Genomic DNA, 18891 nt, shown 5'->3' with positions numbered 1-18891 from the left:
AAGTATGAAAAAAATACTACCTGCTTCGTGTGGGCATACTACAAATAGTATTTCAGCAAAAATTATGGTTGTTATGAGAAAATCCCTTTTCACATCAATCTTCTTTCTCAACTTATCCCTATTTGCCTTTTCACAAAAGGTAAGCATCGATGTAGAAAGGAAACCCATTTCAGAAGTCCTGAAATTGATAACGCAACAAACAGGTGTAGATTTCTTTTACAGCAGTGATCTCTTCAATAGCGATAAAATCATCTCGATACAGGAAGCTGATATTGCTATTTCAGAACTTCTTCCAAAAATCATTGGGAACGATTTTAAATCGGCTTTTGCAGATAAAAATCTCATCACCATTAAGCCCAGATTTGAAAGGGATTCCAAGATACAACAGGAAGACTATACCTTAACCGGTTCTGTATCTGATGAGTTTGGCAATACCATCTCTGGGGCTACAGTAGAAGTTCTTCATAAAAAGAAATGGGATATTACCCGTGATGGCGGGAAATACAGGCTTACAGTCCAAGCTACAGATACACTTCTGTTTAGCTATCTGGGATTAAAAAAACTTAAAGTACCTGTTGACAGGAGAACGGTCATTAACATTTCATTGAAAGAAGACATCGAGCAATTAAATGCAGTCACCGTAACCGCTGCCGAATCAAATGGGTATACTAAAATTCCTAAAGAACGTTCAACAGGATCTTTTGCATCGGTTTCAAAGGAGGAATTACAAAAAGTTCCCACTATAGATTTAAATGAGCGCCTGGAAGGAAAAATACCCGGCGTAAATGTAAATCCACGTACAGGTAACATAGAAATAAGGGGAACAAACAGCTATTCGCTTACGCCTCCTCTTATTGTCATTGACGGGTTCCCTATGTCTACGGAAGAATTTTCATTTACTAAAAGCCGTGCTAACCCGGGTTATGCCATACTCAGCTATTTAAACCCCGATGATATTGAAAGCCTAACTGTATTGAAAGATGCAGCAGCAACTGCGATTTGGGGTTCCAGAGCTGCAAACGGGGTGATCGTGATCGAAACTAAAAAAGGAAAAAAATCTGCCCCGGTTGTCAATATAAGTTCAACCGTAACCATAAGTGATAAAATCAGCTTAGATAAACTGAGGGAAATGAACAGCGCACAATACGTGGACCTGGAGTTAGAAATGCTTGAAAAGAATTACATAGTAGACAATTCCTCAAACTGGCAGGCCGCTAACCCAAGCGCCTTACAAACTGCTTATTTTCAGGAAAAACGCGGAGAAATAAGCCTTGAAGAACGTGATGCCATTATCGCTGAACTCGCTTCTCGTGATAATTCAAGTCAGGTTAACAATTATCTTTTGCAAAATAAGATCACGCAGCAATATGACTTCTCGGTCTCTGGAGGGGGAACAAACAATACCTACTATGCTTCCTTAGGTTATAATCAAGATAAAGGGGCTATGAAAAGCAACTCTTCTAAGTCGTATAACGTTACTTTAAATAATAGTTTCGATATCAGGGATTATCTTACCCTTGAAACCGGTGTTAATTACGTAAAATCTAAATACAATTTAAACACCACATCCAACGAAGCCTTGTCCCTTGCTTCTAATTCATCGTTGCGGCCTTATGACCTCCTTGCAGATGCGAATGGAAACGGTATAGACCGATATTTAAAATTTACCCCAGCCGTAATAGATGATCTAACCAGTAAAGGCTACCTTCCATGGACGTATAATTATCTTGACGAGCTAAATTATAATAACAATATCACCACCGGTAATGCCCTTAGATTTACGGCAAAACTGACTGCAAATCTTACAAACTGGTTACGTGTTTCTGCTTCCGGCAGGTATAATAAAATACGGGATGAAGTTGAGCAAATCAACCAGCAGGAAAGCTATTATACCCGCAATTTGATTAACGAAGCCACAAGTTATACTCAAGCGGGTGGACTGGTCTATGGAATTCCTTTAGGTGCCTATCGCTACAGCTCCTATGACGTTACCGAAGATCAATCCCTAAGGCTTCAGGCAACTGTTGACAAAGTTTTTAATGGGCAACACAATTTAAATTTCTTAATAGGATTGGAAACCCGGGAAGAGAAAAATGAAAGGGCAGCCCGGTCTGTTTATGGTTATGATTTAGATTCCAATACTTTTAAAGCTGTAAACCCTACCGAATATTATACAACTGTATATGGGTGGGATACATTTATAGGGAGTTCTGACAATAGTATTGGAAAATACTTAAATCGTTTTGCTTCTTATTACAGTTTAGGCTCTTATTCCTTTCGAAATAAATATCATGTTTCAGGAAGTTTGCGACTTGATGATTACAACCTTTTGGGAGCTTCAAGCAGAAACCGGATCATGCCTTTATGGTCTACGGGTTTGAAATGGGATATTTCTAAAGAAAACTTTCTCGAAGATACAGACTGGCTGAGTGTTTTAAGCCTGCGAGCAACTTATGGTAAAACCGGCAGTACGCCTCCGGGAGGGTTGGGTAACATCTATCCTATTATAAATACTTCAACAGATTTTAACACCCAATTGCCTGTAGGAACTATTTCCACTCCAGAAAATGCAGAATTAAAATGGGAAACCACAAAATCTTGGAACTTTGGACTTGACTACGGCTTATTCAACGGAAGAATTTCGGGTAATGTAGATGTCTATTTTAAAAAATCATTAGACATTCTTACCAATGTTCCTTTTAATCCTACCTACGGCTTTTCATTCCTAACCTATAACACAGGAACCCTTAAGGGAAGTGGCATAGACTTGGGTATTACAGGCATTATACTCAATGGTGACCTGAGTTGGTCAAGCACTTTCAATTTTGGGTATAATACCAATGAAGTTACAGACTCCAGGTTTGAAGTAACCACCACTAATCAATACTTTGGTGCAGCACCTATTCTCAACAAACCCTTAACCAGTCTTTATGCTTACAACTGGGCAGGTCTCGATGAAAATGGGCAGTCTCAAATCTATAATGCTGCAGGGGATATCATTGACTCAGATCAAGGCATAGTAGACGTTAATCCGGAAGACCTGGTTTATATGGGTACCACCCGTGCACCCTATTCCGGTGGGTTTTTTAACAATTTCAACTACAAAAATTGGTCGCTTACTATTCAAATGACCTATTATATGGGTCACGTATTCAGAAATCAGGTTTTATCAAACTATCCTTCCTTTTCAGGAATTCACTATGGACCGGTAAGCAGAGAGGGGCTTGCCGCGGAACGCTGGATGAATCCCGGTGACGAAAACTTTACCAATGTTCCCGGATTAAGCAATCTTAATTTCAACAGTATCAACAGGTTTAAAAATGCATCTATCAATGTATTATCTGCAGATCACATCCGCCTGCAACAAATAGGACTTGGTTATAACCTCCCGGCTTCTTTCTTTGGGGATAGCTTCTTCAAAGCTGCGAGCCTTAACCTTGCTGTGCGCAACCTGGGTATTTTATGGAGGGCAAATGATCAAAAAATCGATCCGTTATACCGGTCGATTAATAATTACAGCACCCTTCCTCCAGAGCGTAATTACACCCTTAGTGTAAGTCTAAGTTTCTAATTCTAAAAACACATTATGAAAACTCCTATATATAGTATATTCATTTTATTGGCTACGCTTATGATCACTGGTTGTAGTGATTACGTAGAAATAGACCCTGTAGGCAATACACGGGTACTAAAGTATACTGCAGATTACCGATCGCTGGTAAATAATCAAAGTAATTTTCAAAACTCGGGAGGTATTTATTTAATTTCAAGTACCGAAATTCAATTTCCCGAAACGTATCAGGATATAGTATCTCCCATTTGGGCTAATGCCTATACCTGGAAAGACGCCATTTATAATGAGTCCCAAAGTGATGCTGACTGGAATAATCTGTATAAAGCTATTTATTACAGTAACGTCGTAATAGATGGTGTTATGGGAAGCGAGAGAGGTGATGCATCTGAAAAGCAGGAAATCCTTGCCGAAGCCTACGTACACCGTGCCTTTGCTTATTTACAACTGGTAAATACCTATGCGCCTCAATTTGACCCACAGGGTACTAACACCGCAAAGGCTGTTCCTCTTTTAACTACTCCCAGCCTGTATACTGAGTTGGATCGCACTAGTGTTGCTGAGGTCTATGAGCTGATTCTTTCAGATCTTCAAAAATCACTCGATAATTCTATTCAGGTTAATGCAGAATTTAATACCCTGCCCACAAAGGCAGCGGCTTATGCTATTTTGGCCAGAACCTATCTTTATATGGGTAATTATGATCTAGCGCTTGATAATTCGCTGGAAGCGCTGGATTTAGAGGGGTCTTTAATAGATCTCAACGCCTTTTCCTCAGGTTATGATTACCCTCCTTTATTTGAAAACCCAGAGATTCTCTTATCAAAAACACTACTCTTTAGCTATCATAACGCTCCGCTATCTGAAGATCTGATTATGAGTTTTGAAGATGATGACCTGCGTTATGATTACTATACGATTGATGGAGCTAATGTCTATCCCAGTTTTACTGGTAGGGCTTTTGGTATTTCGAACTACAATTTTAACACCGGTGTAAACGTAGGGCCTTCGGTACCCGAAATGCATTTAATTGCAGCAGAAGCATACGCCAGATCTGGCGATCTTGAGAATGCATTAAAATATCTTAATGATCTACGGGAAAAACGGTATCAGAGCGGAAGTGCTTATGAGCTCAGCTCAAGCTCACCTGAGGAAGTTATGGATTATGTCATCACTGAGCGTTCCAAAGAACTTATAGGCAGGGGATTTAGCTGGTTTGATCAACGGCGTTTAAATCTTGATTCTGAATATCAGCAAACCTTTACCCGTATTTTTAAAGGGGAAACCTATGTATTAGAACCTAATTCTGATGGTTATGTCTTTCCTATTTTCCAGAATTATATAGACCTGAATCCGGAATTAGGTAAATAAAAAATATACGTATTTATGAAAAAACTCACACTAGCGCTGCTTGTAGTAGCAGCGCTAAATAGCGGCATTATTTTTTGCCAAAAAACAACGAATAACGGAACAAGTGGCACAATGCAAATCAGCTTGTCTGCAGAACCATCCAGTAAGGAATCTGAATTGTTACCGGGGTTGAAAAACCCACCCAAAGTGGGGACTAAGGCAGAATTTACCTATGTCCCAAAAAATGGTCTTGAAAACGTTAAGGATGTAAAAGGTCTGGTGTATATATATGCAAATTATACGTGGAAGCTGGATGATATTGAAATCACACAGAAAGGAGCTGTTTATGCTTGTTCCTATCAAATCCCCAAGGATTGTGCTTTCTTGGCCTTCAAATTTTATGCAAACACTTCTGAAGGTATAATCTCTGACACCAATCAGGATCAGGGCTATATTTTTACTACCGTAGACTCCGAAAACCAAAAAATACCCGGAAGTAATGTTGCCTGGGGCACCTTTAGAAATTCTAATTTTAATACTGATTTTGGACAGTATTTCAGGGAGTTTAGCGCCTCAGATGAAGCTTCGGAATTTTGGGTAAAAAAAGAAATTCAGGAACATCCGGAAAATTTTCCGCGTTTTGTAGAAACCTATTTTCAAATCGCAAAAATAAGAAAGCCTGAACAATTTGATACTATTGCCCACGTTCTTGCCCGTCAATTTTTAAACACGTATACAGACCTGACTGAAGATCAATATGCTAAAATGTACAATCTGTATGCGTTTGACCTAAAGGATGAAAAACGTGCAGATTCCCTCCGCGAGGTACTCTTAAAACGCTTTCCAAAAGGACGTACTGCACAGTTAAAATCCTTTCAAATTGCATCTCAGGTTACAGATCACAGCGCGAAGGTAAAGCAGTTTGAAGCATTTCTTAAGAAATATCCGATTACCGAATTAGAGGGAGGGCAACCTTTTTTCTACAGGACTATCTATAATTTCTTACTTGAAGACTATTTTAATAACGAAGAATATGATAAACTGAAGACGCTCTTGCCTCAACTGAATTTTGCAAACCTGATCGAAGGCTATCACTTTACCATTTCTAAGGCCTATCATTATAAGGCTGTTCCCTTTCCGGTTTTAAACGAATTATCTCAGGCTATCATCGCAGAACTGCTTGCCAAACTTGATGATGCATCCTATGTACAGGGGATCTACTTATCGCCGCAACAGGCACTGAATAATGCACAAGAACAATTAAATCGCAAACTAAGGGTACAAATGCGTATCTCGGCCGAACTGAATAAGCCCAGTGAGGTAATCAAATATGGGGATTATCTTTCTTCAGAAGCTAAATACACTGATTCTGAGCTCAATGAAATCTACATTAAAGCCTTGCTTCAGGAACATAAAGAAGTAACGCAGCAACTGGAAGTTGCCGCTGCAAACCAAGCGCTCACTCCAGAATTGAAAGAACTTTTAAAAGAAACTTATACCGTAAAAAAAGGAACCGATGCCGGCTTTGATTCGTATTTAAACAGTTTTAAAAACAAAGGGCTTAAAGACCGGATCCAAAGCGACCTTATTGATGAAGAATCTCCAGAACTGATTTTTGAAGTCCAAAAAGGAAAAGAGGTTAGAATCCCTTCAGAAGATAAAATCATCGTCCTGGATTTCTGGGCAAACTGGTGTGCGCCTTGCAAAAAATCATTTCCGGCAATGCAACAGCTCGTTGAGAATTATCAAAATGACAAAACGGTAGCTTTTTATTTTATCAATACCAGTGAGACTTCAAAAGACTATAAGGAAGTTACAGCCTCCTACTTTAAAAAGTATCATTTAGATACTATGACGGTTTTATTTGATAAGAAAACTGAAAACGCCCAAAGAAACACCAAGACCTTTTCAAAATTCGCTTCCCTGTTCAACTCGAGCGGCATCCCCAGAAAAGTAATTATCAAAGATGGAAAAATACGGTTTACATCTGAAGGCTACTCGGGCAATCCTGATGAGCTCAAAGATGAAATGAATGCTGTTATTGATATGCTAAAATCTGAAAACTGATATGATTAGAAAAACTATACTCTGCATCGCTATTTTTATAGTGATGCAGGGGCTTTCCGCTCAAAAAAAAGATATAGACAGCACTGCATATCAAGAATGGAAATATATCAAATCTTCTGAAATTTCCTATACCGGAGATTGGGTTGCCTACAACACGGTGTATCAGGATTTTGAAAAAGAAAATCCCCTGCAAACCTATATCGTTAATACCAAAACCTCAGAAAATCAGGTTCTAAAAGATGTAAGCTCGGTTAAATTTGTTGGGACGGGTAACTGGGTGCTTTATGAAAAGAAGGGGCAAAATTACCTGCACAATTTAGATACAGAAAAGTTTAGACTCTGGCAATCTCAAGCCTACACAAATGTCCTCAAAAATACTGATTTTTTGTACTATACCACTTTTAAGGCTTCGCCAGATAATGCCAATACCCAATTGGTCATCTACGACCTTAAAAAAAACGACAGCACCAGTCTTGACAAACTGCTTTCCTATAATTTTTACGGTTTAAACAAACTTGTATACGCCCAGATGGTAGGAGATAAAACGTTTTTAAAATCAGGTCCCATTAATGGCCCTTATCAAACCATCTACAGCTGTAAGGCTTCAGAATTTGGCAATTACAACCTGAACCCCGACGGTTTGGCGGTAACATTTACTACCCAAATCAACGGGCAAGCAAACATGCTGCATTTTTTTGATCTAAAATTGAAAAAACACGAGGTTGTTTTAGATTTTGAAAATCTTCAATTAGACGATGCAAATTATTCCGTATCCCGAATAGCCTATCCGGTTCAAAAAGATACCCGTTTTGTGTACTTACAACTTCAGGCTGAATTTGATAAATACAGCTCACAAGCTATCCCAAAAAGTAATGTCGACATCTGGAAATGGGACGAAGGCACTATGTTACGCAGGGAAGCAAAAATACGCAACTCGAAACCCATGGTAAAAGACCCTGTGTATGTGTATGATTTACAAACCAAACAACTTAAAAAGCTGGCTACAGACTACGATCATATTATTAAGCCCAATACGATAAATTTTTCTAAATTTTTCAAGACCGATAATACGCCTTATCTCACAGAAGTAGACTGGAAGTTTAATGAACGTCATGATCTCTATATCCTAGATGCTCTTACCGGGAACCAAAAGCTTATCAAAAAAGGAATCAACAACAATCCCATCTGGAGTCCTTCTGGGAACTATGCTTTGCTGTTTGACGAAACGCAAGAAATTTGGCTGGTGTATGATGCCACCACACCAGAGCAGAATTTTAAACCGCTTCTTAATTCCCCTCAGGATTCTTTTGTAAATCAGTCACAAGATACAGGGCACCGCAAAGATGCTTATGGCGCAGCCGGGTGGATAAACCATGGTAACACAGTGCTTCTCTACGACCGGTATGACATTTGGGCTTTTGACCTTACTGAAAAGCAAAAACCCTATTCCCTAACACAGGAATATGGACGAAGACATAAAGTTGAACTGAGGTTTAACAGCAATGATTATATTGAAAAAGTAGATCTGGAAGGTATCATTTTAGAAGGGTTTGACACTACTACTAAGGCAAGAGGTATTTACCGTCTCAGCTCCAAAAAAGTAGAGGCTTTAGCACAAAATGCCGATTATAATTTTGATGTAATAAGCATTTCAGGTAATGAAAAACACTACCTCTTTAATAAAGAAAACTATAGCACATTTCCTGATTTATGGATAGCAGACCAAAATTTTAAGAAACGAACCATGATTACAGAACTCAACGGTCAACAAAAGGACTATAAGTGGGGCAAAGCAAAACTTATAAACTGGAAGAACTTTAATCAGGAATTAAATGAAGGGATTTTATATGTCCCTGAGGATTATGATGCCTCAAAAACCTATCCTTTGCTTGTTCATTTTTATGAAAAACATACACAGGATTTACACAACTATCAAATACCTGAGTACAGCTCCAGTAATATCAATATACCCACCTATTTAAGCGAGGGTTATTTAGTATTTCAGCCAGACATTCACTACACGTATAACAACCCCGGACTTAGCGCCTATAATTGTGCCATAAGTGGTTTAGAGTACCTTATAAAGGAAAAAATCACGGCTAAAGGTAAAATAGGCATCCAAGGCCACAGTTTTGGAGGATACGAGACTTCCTTTGTTCTAACCAAAACAGACCTATTTACCTGTGCCGTTGTAGGTTCTGGAGTTTCTAATTTCACATCGAGTTATCTCGGCTACAGAGGTAATGGATTGTCTAATATGTTTAAGTTTGAAGCAGATCAATACCGAATGGAAGGTTCCCTTTTTGAAAACCAGGACGCATACATTCGCAATTCAACCGTATTTCAAGCCGATAATATAACCACCCCGGTTTTGATTTTTCACAATAAAGGAGATACTTCTGTACCTTTTGAAGAAGGCTTGAGTCTCTTTTTTGCTTTAAGACGGCTTTCTAAACCAGCTTGGTTAATCAACTATAAAGATGAAGCTCACACTTTATCTGAATTATCCAATCAAAAAGACTGGAGCAAAAGAATGCAGGAATTTTTTGATTATTATCTGAAGCAACAGGAAAAACCTTCTTGGATGTGATTTCTAAATATTTCAAACTACAAGCTTAAAACTTTACTGAAGTATTCTGACTCTTTAGTAACCAATTTTAAAATTCTTTCAGCTTATTAGCCCCTAACTATAAATCCATTAATATCTATTTAATCGGGGTGGCAGGTAATTTATAGACGCCTTCACCCCTATATTTCCTGTGTCTAACCGATTAAATAGTTAATCTCTTCACCGAATCATTGATTATACTTAAAAGAACATACTGATAGTATTTAACCGGCTCTAACTAGTATAAAAAAATAATTCTCATTAACCCATTACGGTTATGAGTTATTTTATCAATGAAATTTTATGAAAAATTATAAATAGCCTTCATGCTTTCTTTTAATTTCGAATCATCTTGTTTGTGGCTATCAAATTCGTTAGAAGCAGGATTATAGCTGTATTGTGAAGCCCACTCCTTGTGGTTCTCGATGATCTCTTTGATTGCTTGAGTAATAAAAATTACTTCAGCATCAGTCATTATTGGATGCAAGGAAACCCGCACCCATCCCGGCTTATCGGTTAACTGTTTATTTTCAATAGCTTCTATTAAGTCTTTTGATTTTTCGGCTTTAATCTTGAATAAGTAATGTGCATAACTGCTTGCACATGACCATCCACCACGGGTTTGAATACCAAAACGGTCGTTAAGTAAGCGCACCACCAGATTGTAATGCATACCACTTATATTAAATGAAATACACCCGATGCGATCCACATTACGATTACCCAGTAATTCAACTTTCCGTAAGTCAGAGACCTGATCGTAAAACAACTCAAGCAATTCGTGCTCGCGTTGCTTCATCTTTTCAGGGGTCATTTGCTCTTTAAGCTTTAGACATAAGGCGGTACGGATTACCTGTAATATACCGGGAGTACCACCATCTTCACGCGTCTCTAAATCGGCGTGATAACCGTATTCGCCCCAAGGGTTTGTCCATTTTACATTACCTCCACCGGGATTATCAGGAATGGTGTTTTTATGTAATTTTTTATCATAAATTAAAACTCCACAAGTACCAGGACCTCCTAAAAATTTATGTGGGGAAAAGAATATCGCATCCAGTTTTTGCATCGGATTCTTAGGGTGCATATCAATAGCTTCATAAGGAGCTGAGGCTGCAAAATCAACAAAGCAAAGTCCGTCGTAAGCGTGCATTAATTCTGCCAGTTCGTAAAAAGGAGCTATCTCCCCCGTTACATTTGAGCAGGCGGTGAAAGAACCTATTTTCAGCTTTCGGTCTGCATATTTTTTAAGCTGAGTTTCTAAGGTTTTTGTACAAATCTGTAACTGATCATTGGGTTCCAAAAGAACAACGTCCACATCCAGCGCCATCCACGGTACCTGATTGGAGTGATGCTCCATATGACTGATAAAAACTACAGGGCGTTCTTCAGAAGCTGAAATAGTATCTTTAGGTCTTAACCCCATAATACGATGTAGCTTAGCCAGTGCTCCCGTCATACCCGTGCCGGTGGTAATCAAGACATCATCATCACCTGCATTGACGTGCTGTTTGATTATCGTTCGCGCCTGATGATACGCATACGTAGCTGCTTTACCACTTTCGCTGGAAAACGAGTGTGTATTGGCCATTAATGGCCCTATCTGCTCACAAATTATATCTTCAATAGGTTGGTATAACCTACCGCTGGCAATCCAATCTGCATAGAGCTGATTCTGAATGCCATAAATAGATTCAAACTGATGGTTTAAACCAATGGTATTTTTTCGAAATTGATCAAAATAGTTTTCCAAACTGATTGAGGTTTCTTCGTTTAAGTACATACGTGATATTTTAAATAGAACCTTTGATCCTAAAAATGTAGTTGTATTGAGTTGATTAAAAAAAGAGAGCCCAAATCTGATGATTCAAGCTCACTTCAAATTAAAGTCAACATAAATTAAAAGTCTTTATTTAAAGGCTAATTCAAATAAATAAACCTATTCAAATGCTGCTTTTACGAGAATGAATGGGGTTATAATTATTTTACTCCACCGGCATTAATACACCTTCTACAATAGCCGCATTGGAATTGATTAACGCTGCTGTTGCTTTAAGATTTGCAGCTGTGATGCTTTCAATTAAAGCTATACTATCTGCCTCATCAGAAACAGGCATTCCTTTTTGAAGGTTATTCGCGATATTGCTCAACCAATAGCTATTGTTGCGTTGGTTTTCTGAAACACCCTTCTTGTAATTGCTTTTTATTTCTGCCAACTCCTCAGCATCGATGCTGGTTTCCATCTTTTTCAATTCGGAATAAACAATCTTTAACAAGTCGTCTGCTTTATCTGGGTTACAGTTAAAGCTCACGCTTAAATCATAATTTCCTGTAGGTTCCCAGCTTACAGAACCGCCTACCCGAACACCGTAAGAACCACCTTCTTCCTCACGAATACGTTCCATATACCGTTTATCAAGGAGTTGAGAAAGCACATAAAGCTCCAGGTTATTTTTCTTGGAATACTCCATATCACCATTAAAACTAACACTGATGGTTGTCTGAGGAGTTTCCATTTGTTTGGTCAAATGAACCGGTTTTGTCCCTTGCGCCGGACGCATGTTATGGTTGACAACCTCTTCTGTTTTATCCGTTGCCGGTATACTTCCCAAGTATTTTGTAGCGAGATCAAGCAATTCGCTCTCTTCGAAATCCCCTACAAAAACAAAAGTAAAATCGTTAGCATTGGAGATACGCTCCCGATAAACTTTAGCAGCTCCCTCTAAACTCACATGATCTATGAGCTTCTGATCAAAAAGAACGGCCCGCTTGCTGTAACCGGTAGATGCGAGTGTGAGGGAGTCTTGAAAAGCACTGGTCACCTGTTTTTCTTTAGCAATTAAATTAGTCGCCAGATTTTGTTTTATAATTTCAAAAGCCTGCGCATCAAAACGAGGGGCGGTAAATTGAAGGAAGATTTTCTTAAATAAAGTCTCCAGGTCTTTAGTTTTACTGCTTCCGCTAAGGTTCTCACTATAGCCATTTATTGAAACACCCAGAGAAGTCTCAGTGCCGGCAAGCAATTTTTGAAGCTCAATTTTATTTAATTCCCCAAGGCCTGATTGACCAACCAGATAGGAGGCGATAAACGTATTTGGCAATTCTTCTACCGAAAGTAGCGAACTACCTCCCGGACTGAAGGCCGTCATAAACACCTGCTCTTTATCAAAATCTGTAGGATAAAGTGCCAGTTTTAATCCGTTTGCTAAGGTGTATAATTGAGCATCTATGCCTTCGATGGCTTCCGTTTTTGTTACCGGGCTGCCTTCAAGAGCTGTATTGATAAGCTTTTTATCTGAGCTGGTTTCTTCAAAAGGAGTGAGCTTCTTTGCTCCCACTTCGTCAAGGATTGTTTCAATGGCTTGCTGATCTGGATAGGTGTTTGTATCAGAACCTACCATACTTACCCCTCTGCCTGTATCGCCTTTAAAACGTTTCAGATAATCCAGAATAGATTCATTGCTCACCTTCTCTAAAAGACTTAATTGATAATCCAATTTCCAGGCGTAATCCGTTACCGGCTCCCTCTCAAAGAAATCCTGATAAATCTCACCTGCATAACTGTCGTTGCTGCGTTTTGCTATATTTGCTTTTGAAGACTCTAAACTGGTTTTAAAAGCTGCTTTAGCTCTGGCTAATTCGCCCGGCGTTGCGCCAAATTCTGCAAAACGGTTATACTCCGTCACAATGTATTTAAGTCCGCTAAGTAGACTGTCTTTTTTAGGACGTGCATTCAGACTAAGTACCTCTAGGGGGCGTACAAATTCCTGCACTCCAAAACTCACTCCCAACACCGGGCAATTCTTTTCTAAAACCAGTTCAGAAAACCGGTTGTTTAAAATATAGGAAGCAAAGCTGGCTGTAATAGCTTCTTTGATGTCCTCAACTACACTTAAATCTAAAGGGGGCCGCTTGACAAAATATTGAAGGGAAGGTTCTCCCAGTTCTTTATCTGTAGAATTGATATATACCAAATCTTCCGTAATAGGTAAATCAAAAACAGGGCGCTCCGGCAAGTTCTTTTTTAATGGAATGGATGAAAATACCTTTTTGATTTTAGCCGCTAGCTCTTTTACATCAACATCGCCCACAACCACTACGGCTTGCTGATCTGGGCGGTACCAGCGCTTGTAATAGTCACGCAGTTCATCGTATTCAAAATTATTGACCACATCCATCAAACCTATGGGCATTCTTTGACCATAGTTTGAATCTTTTAAATACCCATCAAGCCAAACTTTTGAATTAGCCCGGAAACCTGCCGTATTACGAGATCTCCATTCTTCATTAATCACTCCACGCTCGTTATCGATTTCTGCATCGGTTAACGATAAATAACCCGACCAGTCATGGAGGATTAATAAAACAGAATCCAGTAATTTCTCATTCGTAACCGGCACCTGATTGATGTTGTAAACCGTCTCATCAAAGCTGGTAAACGCATTGATTTCAGAACCGAATTTCATCCCGTTTTTCTCCAGATACTCCAGCATTTCTTTGTCTTTGAAATTCTGCGTCCCGTTAAAGGCCATATGTTCTAAGAAATGCGCAAGACCTTGCTGGGTATCGTTTTCTAAAACAGAACCTACATTTTGTGCAAAATAAAAAGAGGCCCGATCTTTAGGTTCTTCGTTATGAAACACATAATAATGCATCCCGTTTTCAAGAACCCCGCTTTCCAAATTTTCAGGTCTAACGGGAGTTTCGGATCCGTTTTGAGCACTCAGGGATGTGCTTAGAAGTATAAAAAGAAATAGTAAGGTATTTACCGTTTTAGTCATTGTTTTTGATCTTAAATATTAATAGAGTATTAGTAGAATTAGGTCAAGGAATGTTACAGAACTCTATTCGGATTTTAACTTGTAAAAAGCTAATTCTTATCAAAATAGTGCAAGACCTTTTTTTAGTTTTATAAATAGCTTTCTTATTAAAGACGATTCTAGAAAGCAAAACCCTTATTAAGCCGGTGATTTATTTTGTTTTCCATCAAATGTATTGAAAAGGACCTTTCTTAAGCCTTAGATCAGAATTTTTGATTAAGTAATTGAGGCTATTGTATTGCTGGTTTCTCTATCTAGAAAGTGCTTCTCAAATTTAATTGCTGAAATTTTCGATTCCTTGCTTTAGCCAGCTCAAATACGAGTCGATATCCGGATCGTAAGCTGTAGGCTCATTGAGGTTTTCTCCCTTGTTATCGATCAACACATAATACGGCTGAGCATTTGCTTTATAGTGTTTGATTTGAAAATCACTCCATCTGTTTCCTATGGTCTTAATCTTCTTACCGGTGGTTTCAGAAATATACTGTTCACTTTTGGGCAGGTCTTTTTTGTCGTCTACATAAAGAGAAATCAGCACGAGGTCATTTTTCAATATCTGTGCAATCTGAGGATCCGGCCAAATACGCTCTTCCATCTTACGGCAGTTTACGCAGGCATATCCTGTAAAATCTAGCATCACCGGCTTGTTCATCTTTTTAGCATAGGCCATTCCGTCTTCATAATCTTTAAATGTTACAATATCCAGAGGGCCTAATTCTGCGTGTGGTGGCAATTCTATTTCTGCGTTCAAACCTCCCTTAATATTTCCTACCCCATAGGGAGACTCGCTATATTGCGATGGGGGTGGAAAACCACTGATCCATTGTAAGGGTGCTCCCCAAAGACCGGGAATCATATATACTACAAAGGCCAAAACAAATAACCCCAGGCCGAGTCTTCCTACCGATATATGTGGCAATGGACTATCGTGTGGCAACGTGATTTTTCCGAAAAGATAAAGCGCCAGACCTCCAAAAATGGCAATCCAGATCGCCAAAAACGTCTCGCGTTCCAATAGATGTAATTGCAGCACTAAATCGGCATTACTTAAAAATTTAAAGGCAAATGCTAACTCCAGAAATCCCAATACTACTTTAACCGTATTGAGCCAGCCACCCGATTTGGGAAGCGAGTTTAACCAACCCGGAAAGGCCGCAAATAATGCAAACGGCAAGGCAATCGCAAGAGAAAAGCCCAACATACCCATAATAGGCCCTATGTGACCTCCTCCTGAGGCAGCCTGTACAAGCAGGGTACCTACTATAGGTCCTGTACAGGAAAAAGAGACAATCGCCAGAGCTAGTGCCATAAAAAAGATACCTATAAACCCACCTTTATCGGCTTGAGAATCTACTTTGTTAGCCCACTTATTGGGTAACATAATTTCAAATGCACCCATAAAGGATGCGGCGAAAACTATCAACAGTATGAAAAAAACCAGATTAAACCATACGTTAGTAGATAAGGCATTTAAAGCATCTGCTCCAAAAACAACACTTACCAAAATCCCTAACAATACATAAATTACAATGATGGAGACTCCATAAATTATTGCGTTTTTTATACCCGCTATACGTGTTTTACTTTGTTTGGTAAAAAAACTTACCGTCATCGGTATCATGGGGAATACGCAAGGCGTTAAAAGAGCGGCAAAACCTGAAAAAAAGGCAATAATGAATATAGACCAAAGCCCCAAGTTGCTATCATTATCCGCTTTTTTTGTTGTGTTTTCTGCAGCCAGCACCTGCGAACTCGTATCTGATTTATTGACTACATCTGCAATTTCAAAGGTCAAATTCACTTCAGTCGGAGGCAGGTATTGATCAGTATCGCTTACTGCAAACTCTAAAAAAGCATCAATACGATCAATAGATTCTTTGATAGTGATTGTTTGGCGAAACTCAGCTTGCCCATTAAAAACGGAGATATCCATGTCAAAGACAGGATCATTAATAACTCTTCCCTTTTCTTCTTTGGTATTGCCTACGATGGTGAATTTCTCATTACTATCATCATATATAAAGGTAGTTGGTGTGGGACCTCCCTCAGGTACATTCTGAGAGTAGAGGTGCCATCCTTCATCGATTGTACCTTGGGTTATCAGCTCATAATCGGTTTCTGATTTTTTTTCTACCGATGTCTCCCATTTTACGTGATTTACCAATTGGGCCTGAGCCGATATGGTCGCGGCCAGAACTGCTAATACTAAAAACAATTTCTTCAATGTGCCCTGATTTATTTTAGCGTAAATACTAAATCTACTTCCGTTGGTGGCAGGCATCTTGCGTCATCACAAACCATGAACTCAACCTTTCCCTTAATGGATAAAGGAGTTTCATTTTTTAATCTGACGGTTTGTCTAAAGGTGGCCTTGTTTTCAAAATATTTAATCTGCATTTCAAAAACGGGATCATTGACCGTTAGACCTTTATCTTCTAAGGTGTTCCCTTTCTTGAGAAAACTGCCGTTGTTTATAAAGGTAAATACGGTTGGTACAGGACCATCTTCAGGGACATTTTGAGAATAGAGGTGCCAGTGAGGCTCTATAGTGGCTGTTGCTACTAAGACATACTCCTTATTCGAGACTTTTTCTGCGGAGGTTGACCACTTGACGGGTTCTAAAATTTGAGACTGTCCAACCCCAAAGAAAAATAAGGCGAGGCATAAAATTGTATATTTCATAATCAATTATTAATTAAGCATGAGTGCATTTTATAGAATCGAGTAAATGAATACGCTATTTATAAATGGCCCATTATTATTTTATTGGTTTATTTTAAGGTGTTTCTGTTTCTGCAGCTTCCTTAGCCATAGCAATCATTGTCGAAACTTCAGCTACTGCCGCATTTTCACCACCGGAGAATCCCGCAATGCGAAAACGTATTTGGCCGTTAGGATCTATAATTACCTTCGTAGGTATGGCATTAACTTCAAAAGCTGCCGCCATTGGATTAAGCCTGGTTTCCTTATTTTGATAATCCATATACAACGGGAAGTCGTAATCATTTTCGTCTAAATACTCCTGTGCTGAGGCCAAAGGAGCTTCATCCCTTTCAAAGGTGTGTACAAACAAAAACTGGACATCAGGATCTTTTCGATATTTTTTAAGAGCCTTTTTCATAGAAGGAAAAGATTTTTTGCAAGGACCGCACCAGGTTGCCCAAAAGTCTATTACCAATACCTTGCCCATCAAATCCTCTGATGTTACAGTATTTCCTTCACTGTCTGTCACCTTATAGGAGGGCGCCTTAGTATCTATAACTATTTTATCGAGATGCGTTTTAATACTGTCAATCATTGTCGCTTGAATGGCTCCTAAAAATTCTTCATAACCATTTTCATTCACCTTCTCATAGGACTTTTTGAGATACTCCATTACCAGATCATCAGACTGGCCTTTTTTTACTGTGCTGGTTAAAATTGGTAGTGCCTTATCATAATTACCGTTGTCTGCCTGTATTATGGCGTAACTGTTCAATAAATTGTCACTTCTTCTTTCGTTTAAATCGTAAGCCCTCTGAATGATCTCTAAAGCAGCAGAATTGTCTCCGGCTTCCCGCTTATTCCACGCACGTTTCAATTGTAAATCAACAACTGTGCTTTTTATTTGTTCTGCACGCCTAATTCGGTCTGTAGCTTCGGCGATTTCATTCTTCAAAAACTCTTCTGAATCTTCACCATTTTTTTTCATTACTTCTGCCACATAGCCTGTAGCTAAATAGCGATACATATCATCACTCTGAAAATCAGCATACCATTTTTTAGATTTTTCAAGATTTCCTGCTTGTGCATAGGAGGCAACGACGTCATAATAATACATCCCCATATCACTCTTTTTATTGGGAAACCGCTTTATCATTTTTACCAAAAGCACTTCCTTAGCTTTAGGATTTTTGTCACCAACCAGAGTATTCCCAGCACGAACGAATGAAAACCTTCCTTTAGGATATTTAGTAATAGCTTCTTCTACCAGAGCTTCTGCTTTAGCCTTTTGATTTTTTCGATCATAATATTGAACAGCCAGTAAGTAGCCTTCTTCGTCGTTACTTTTTAACATTTTGATGATTTCCTTTTCAGCAGCAATGGAATCTTTTGTATTTAATAAAGCCTGCAGGCGTGGATTGCCACCATAATTTTGGGCAAGTCCTTTATAGCAATACAGTAGCAGAAGGCATATTAAAACAGTATATCTTATAATTTTTTTCATAGTATAAATTTTTTTACTTGGAATAGTCGATTCAAGCAGATGTTAGAACCTGGCTCAATAAGGTATTGTGAGGTTTAATATTCAAACCCCACAATAAGTATTTGGAATAATTAATATCCAGGGTTTTGATCCCCTACGGTCATATAAAAATTGAGTTCTAAGATATCTGCAGGAATGACCTTTTTTAAACTTGAAAATCTATTCTTCCAAAAAAAATCCTGAGCATTTGAACTCTTAAAGAGTAATGCTCGAAATAAGAATTAGAATG

General features: G+C 38.7%; 9 protein-coding genes. 4 read left to right on the top strand and 5 right to left on the bottom strand.

The window, feature by feature from the left end:
* Positions 1-4 precede the first annotated feature (4 nt).
* From DSM02_RS09300 to DSM02_RS09285, 4 genes are read left to right on the top strand one after another with little or no spacing between them, the layout of a single operon-like run.
* Positions 5-3571 (top strand): SusC/RagA family TonB-linked outer membrane protein, encoded by a 3567-nt coding sequence (locus DSM02_RS09300; RefSeq protein ID WP_128765365.1) that lies wholly within the window; start codon positions 5-7, stop codon positions 3569-3571.
* Positions 3572-3586: 15 nt separating this feature from the next.
* On the top strand, positions 3587-4942 hold the full coding sequence (locus tag DSM02_RS09295; RefSeq protein ID WP_128765364.1) for a RagB/SusD family nutrient uptake outer membrane protein: 1356 nt from the start codon (positions 3587-3589) through the stop codon (positions 4940-4942).
* Between the two features lie 15 nt (positions 4943-4957).
* Positions 4958-6988 (top strand): TlpA family protein disulfide reductase, encoded by a 2031-nt coding sequence (locus tag DSM02_RS09290; RefSeq protein ID WP_128765363.1) that lies wholly within the window; start codon positions 4958-4960, stop codon positions 6986-6988.
* A gap of 1 nt (position 6989) precedes the next feature.
* On the top strand, positions 6990-9578 hold the full coding sequence (locus tag DSM02_RS09285) for a S9 family peptidase (RefSeq protein WP_128765362.1): 2589 nt from the start codon (positions 6990-6992) through the stop codon (positions 9576-9578).
* A 319-nt stretch (positions 9579-9897) separates the two neighbouring features.
* Here the strand turns inward: DSM02_RS09285 and DSM02_RS09280 are convergent, their stop codons facing one another.
* The 5 genes from DSM02_RS09280 to DSM02_RS09260 form a co-directional block, all read right to left on the bottom strand.
* Positions 9898-11379: an aminotransferase class V-fold PLP-dependent enzyme gene (locus tag DSM02_RS09280; RefSeq protein ID WP_128765361.1), complete on the bottom strand. Its 1482-nt coding sequence runs from the start codon at positions 11377-11379 to the stop codon at positions 9898-9900.
* Between the two features lie 202 nt (positions 11380-11581).
* Entirely contained in the window at positions 11582-14377 is a 2796-nt protein-coding gene (locus DSM02_RS09275; RefSeq protein WP_128765360.1) for a M16 family metallopeptidase, read from the bottom strand.
* A gap of 313 nt (positions 14378-14690) precedes the next feature.
* Positions 14691-16640: a protein-disulfide reductase DsbD family protein gene (locus tag DSM02_RS09270; protein ID WP_128765359.1), complete on the bottom strand. Its 1950-nt coding sequence runs from the start codon at positions 16638-16640 to the stop codon at positions 14691-14693.
* Between the two features lie 11 nt (positions 16641-16651).
* Positions 16652-17098 carry a protein-disulfide reductase DsbD domain-containing protein gene (locus tag DSM02_RS09265; protein ID WP_128765358.1) on the bottom strand — a complete coding sequence of 149 codons (447 nt, stop codon included), beginning with the start codon at positions 17096-17098 and terminating at the stop codon, positions 16652-16654.
* A 94-nt stretch (positions 17099-17192) separates the two neighbouring features.
* On the bottom strand, positions 17193-18623 hold the full coding sequence (locus DSM02_RS09260) for a redoxin domain-containing protein (protein ID WP_128765357.1): 1431 nt from the start codon (positions 18621-18623) through the stop codon (positions 17193-17195).
* Positions 18624-18891: the final 268 nt, after the last annotated feature.

Source organism: Leeuwenhoekiella polynyae (assembly GCF_004104075.1).
In the GTDB taxonomy this organism is placed as follows: Bacteria; Bacteroidota; Bacteroidia; order Flavobacteriales; family Flavobacteriaceae; genus Leeuwenhoekiella; species Leeuwenhoekiella polynyae.
The sequence above is the reverse complement of the archived record's forward strand: the minus strand, read 5'-3'. Positions and strand labels throughout refer to the sequence as shown.

Coding starts and splice junctions, on each gene's coding strand:
- DSM02_RS09300 (WP_128765365.1), top strand. CDS start 5: ATGAAAAAAATACTACCTGCTTCGTGTGGGCATACTACAAATAGTATT.
- DSM02_RS09295 (WP_128765364.1), top strand. CDS start 3,587: ATGAAAACTCCTATATATAGTATATTCATTTTATTGGCTACGCTTATG.
- DSM02_RS09290 (WP_128765363.1), top strand. CDS start 4,958: ATGAAAAAACTCACACTAGCGCTGCTTGTAGTAGCAGCGCTAAATAGC.
- DSM02_RS09285 (WP_128765362.1), top strand. CDS start 6,990: ATGATTAGAAAAACTATACTCTGCATCGCTATTTTTATAGTGATGCAG.
- DSM02_RS09280 (WP_128765361.1), bottom strand. CDS start 11,379: ATGTACTTAAACGAAGAAACCTCAATCAGTTTGGAAAACTATTTTGAT.
- DSM02_RS09275 (WP_128765360.1), bottom strand. CDS start 14,377: ATGACTAAAACGGTAAATACCTTACTATTTCTTTTTATACTTCTAAGC.
- DSM02_RS09265 (WP_128765358.1), bottom strand. CDS start 17,098: ATGAAATATACAATTTTATGCCTCGCCTTATTTTTCTTTGGGGTTGGA.
- DSM02_RS09260 (WP_128765357.1), bottom strand. CDS start 18,623: ATGAAAAAAATTATAAGATATACTGTTTTAATATGCCTTCTGCTACTG.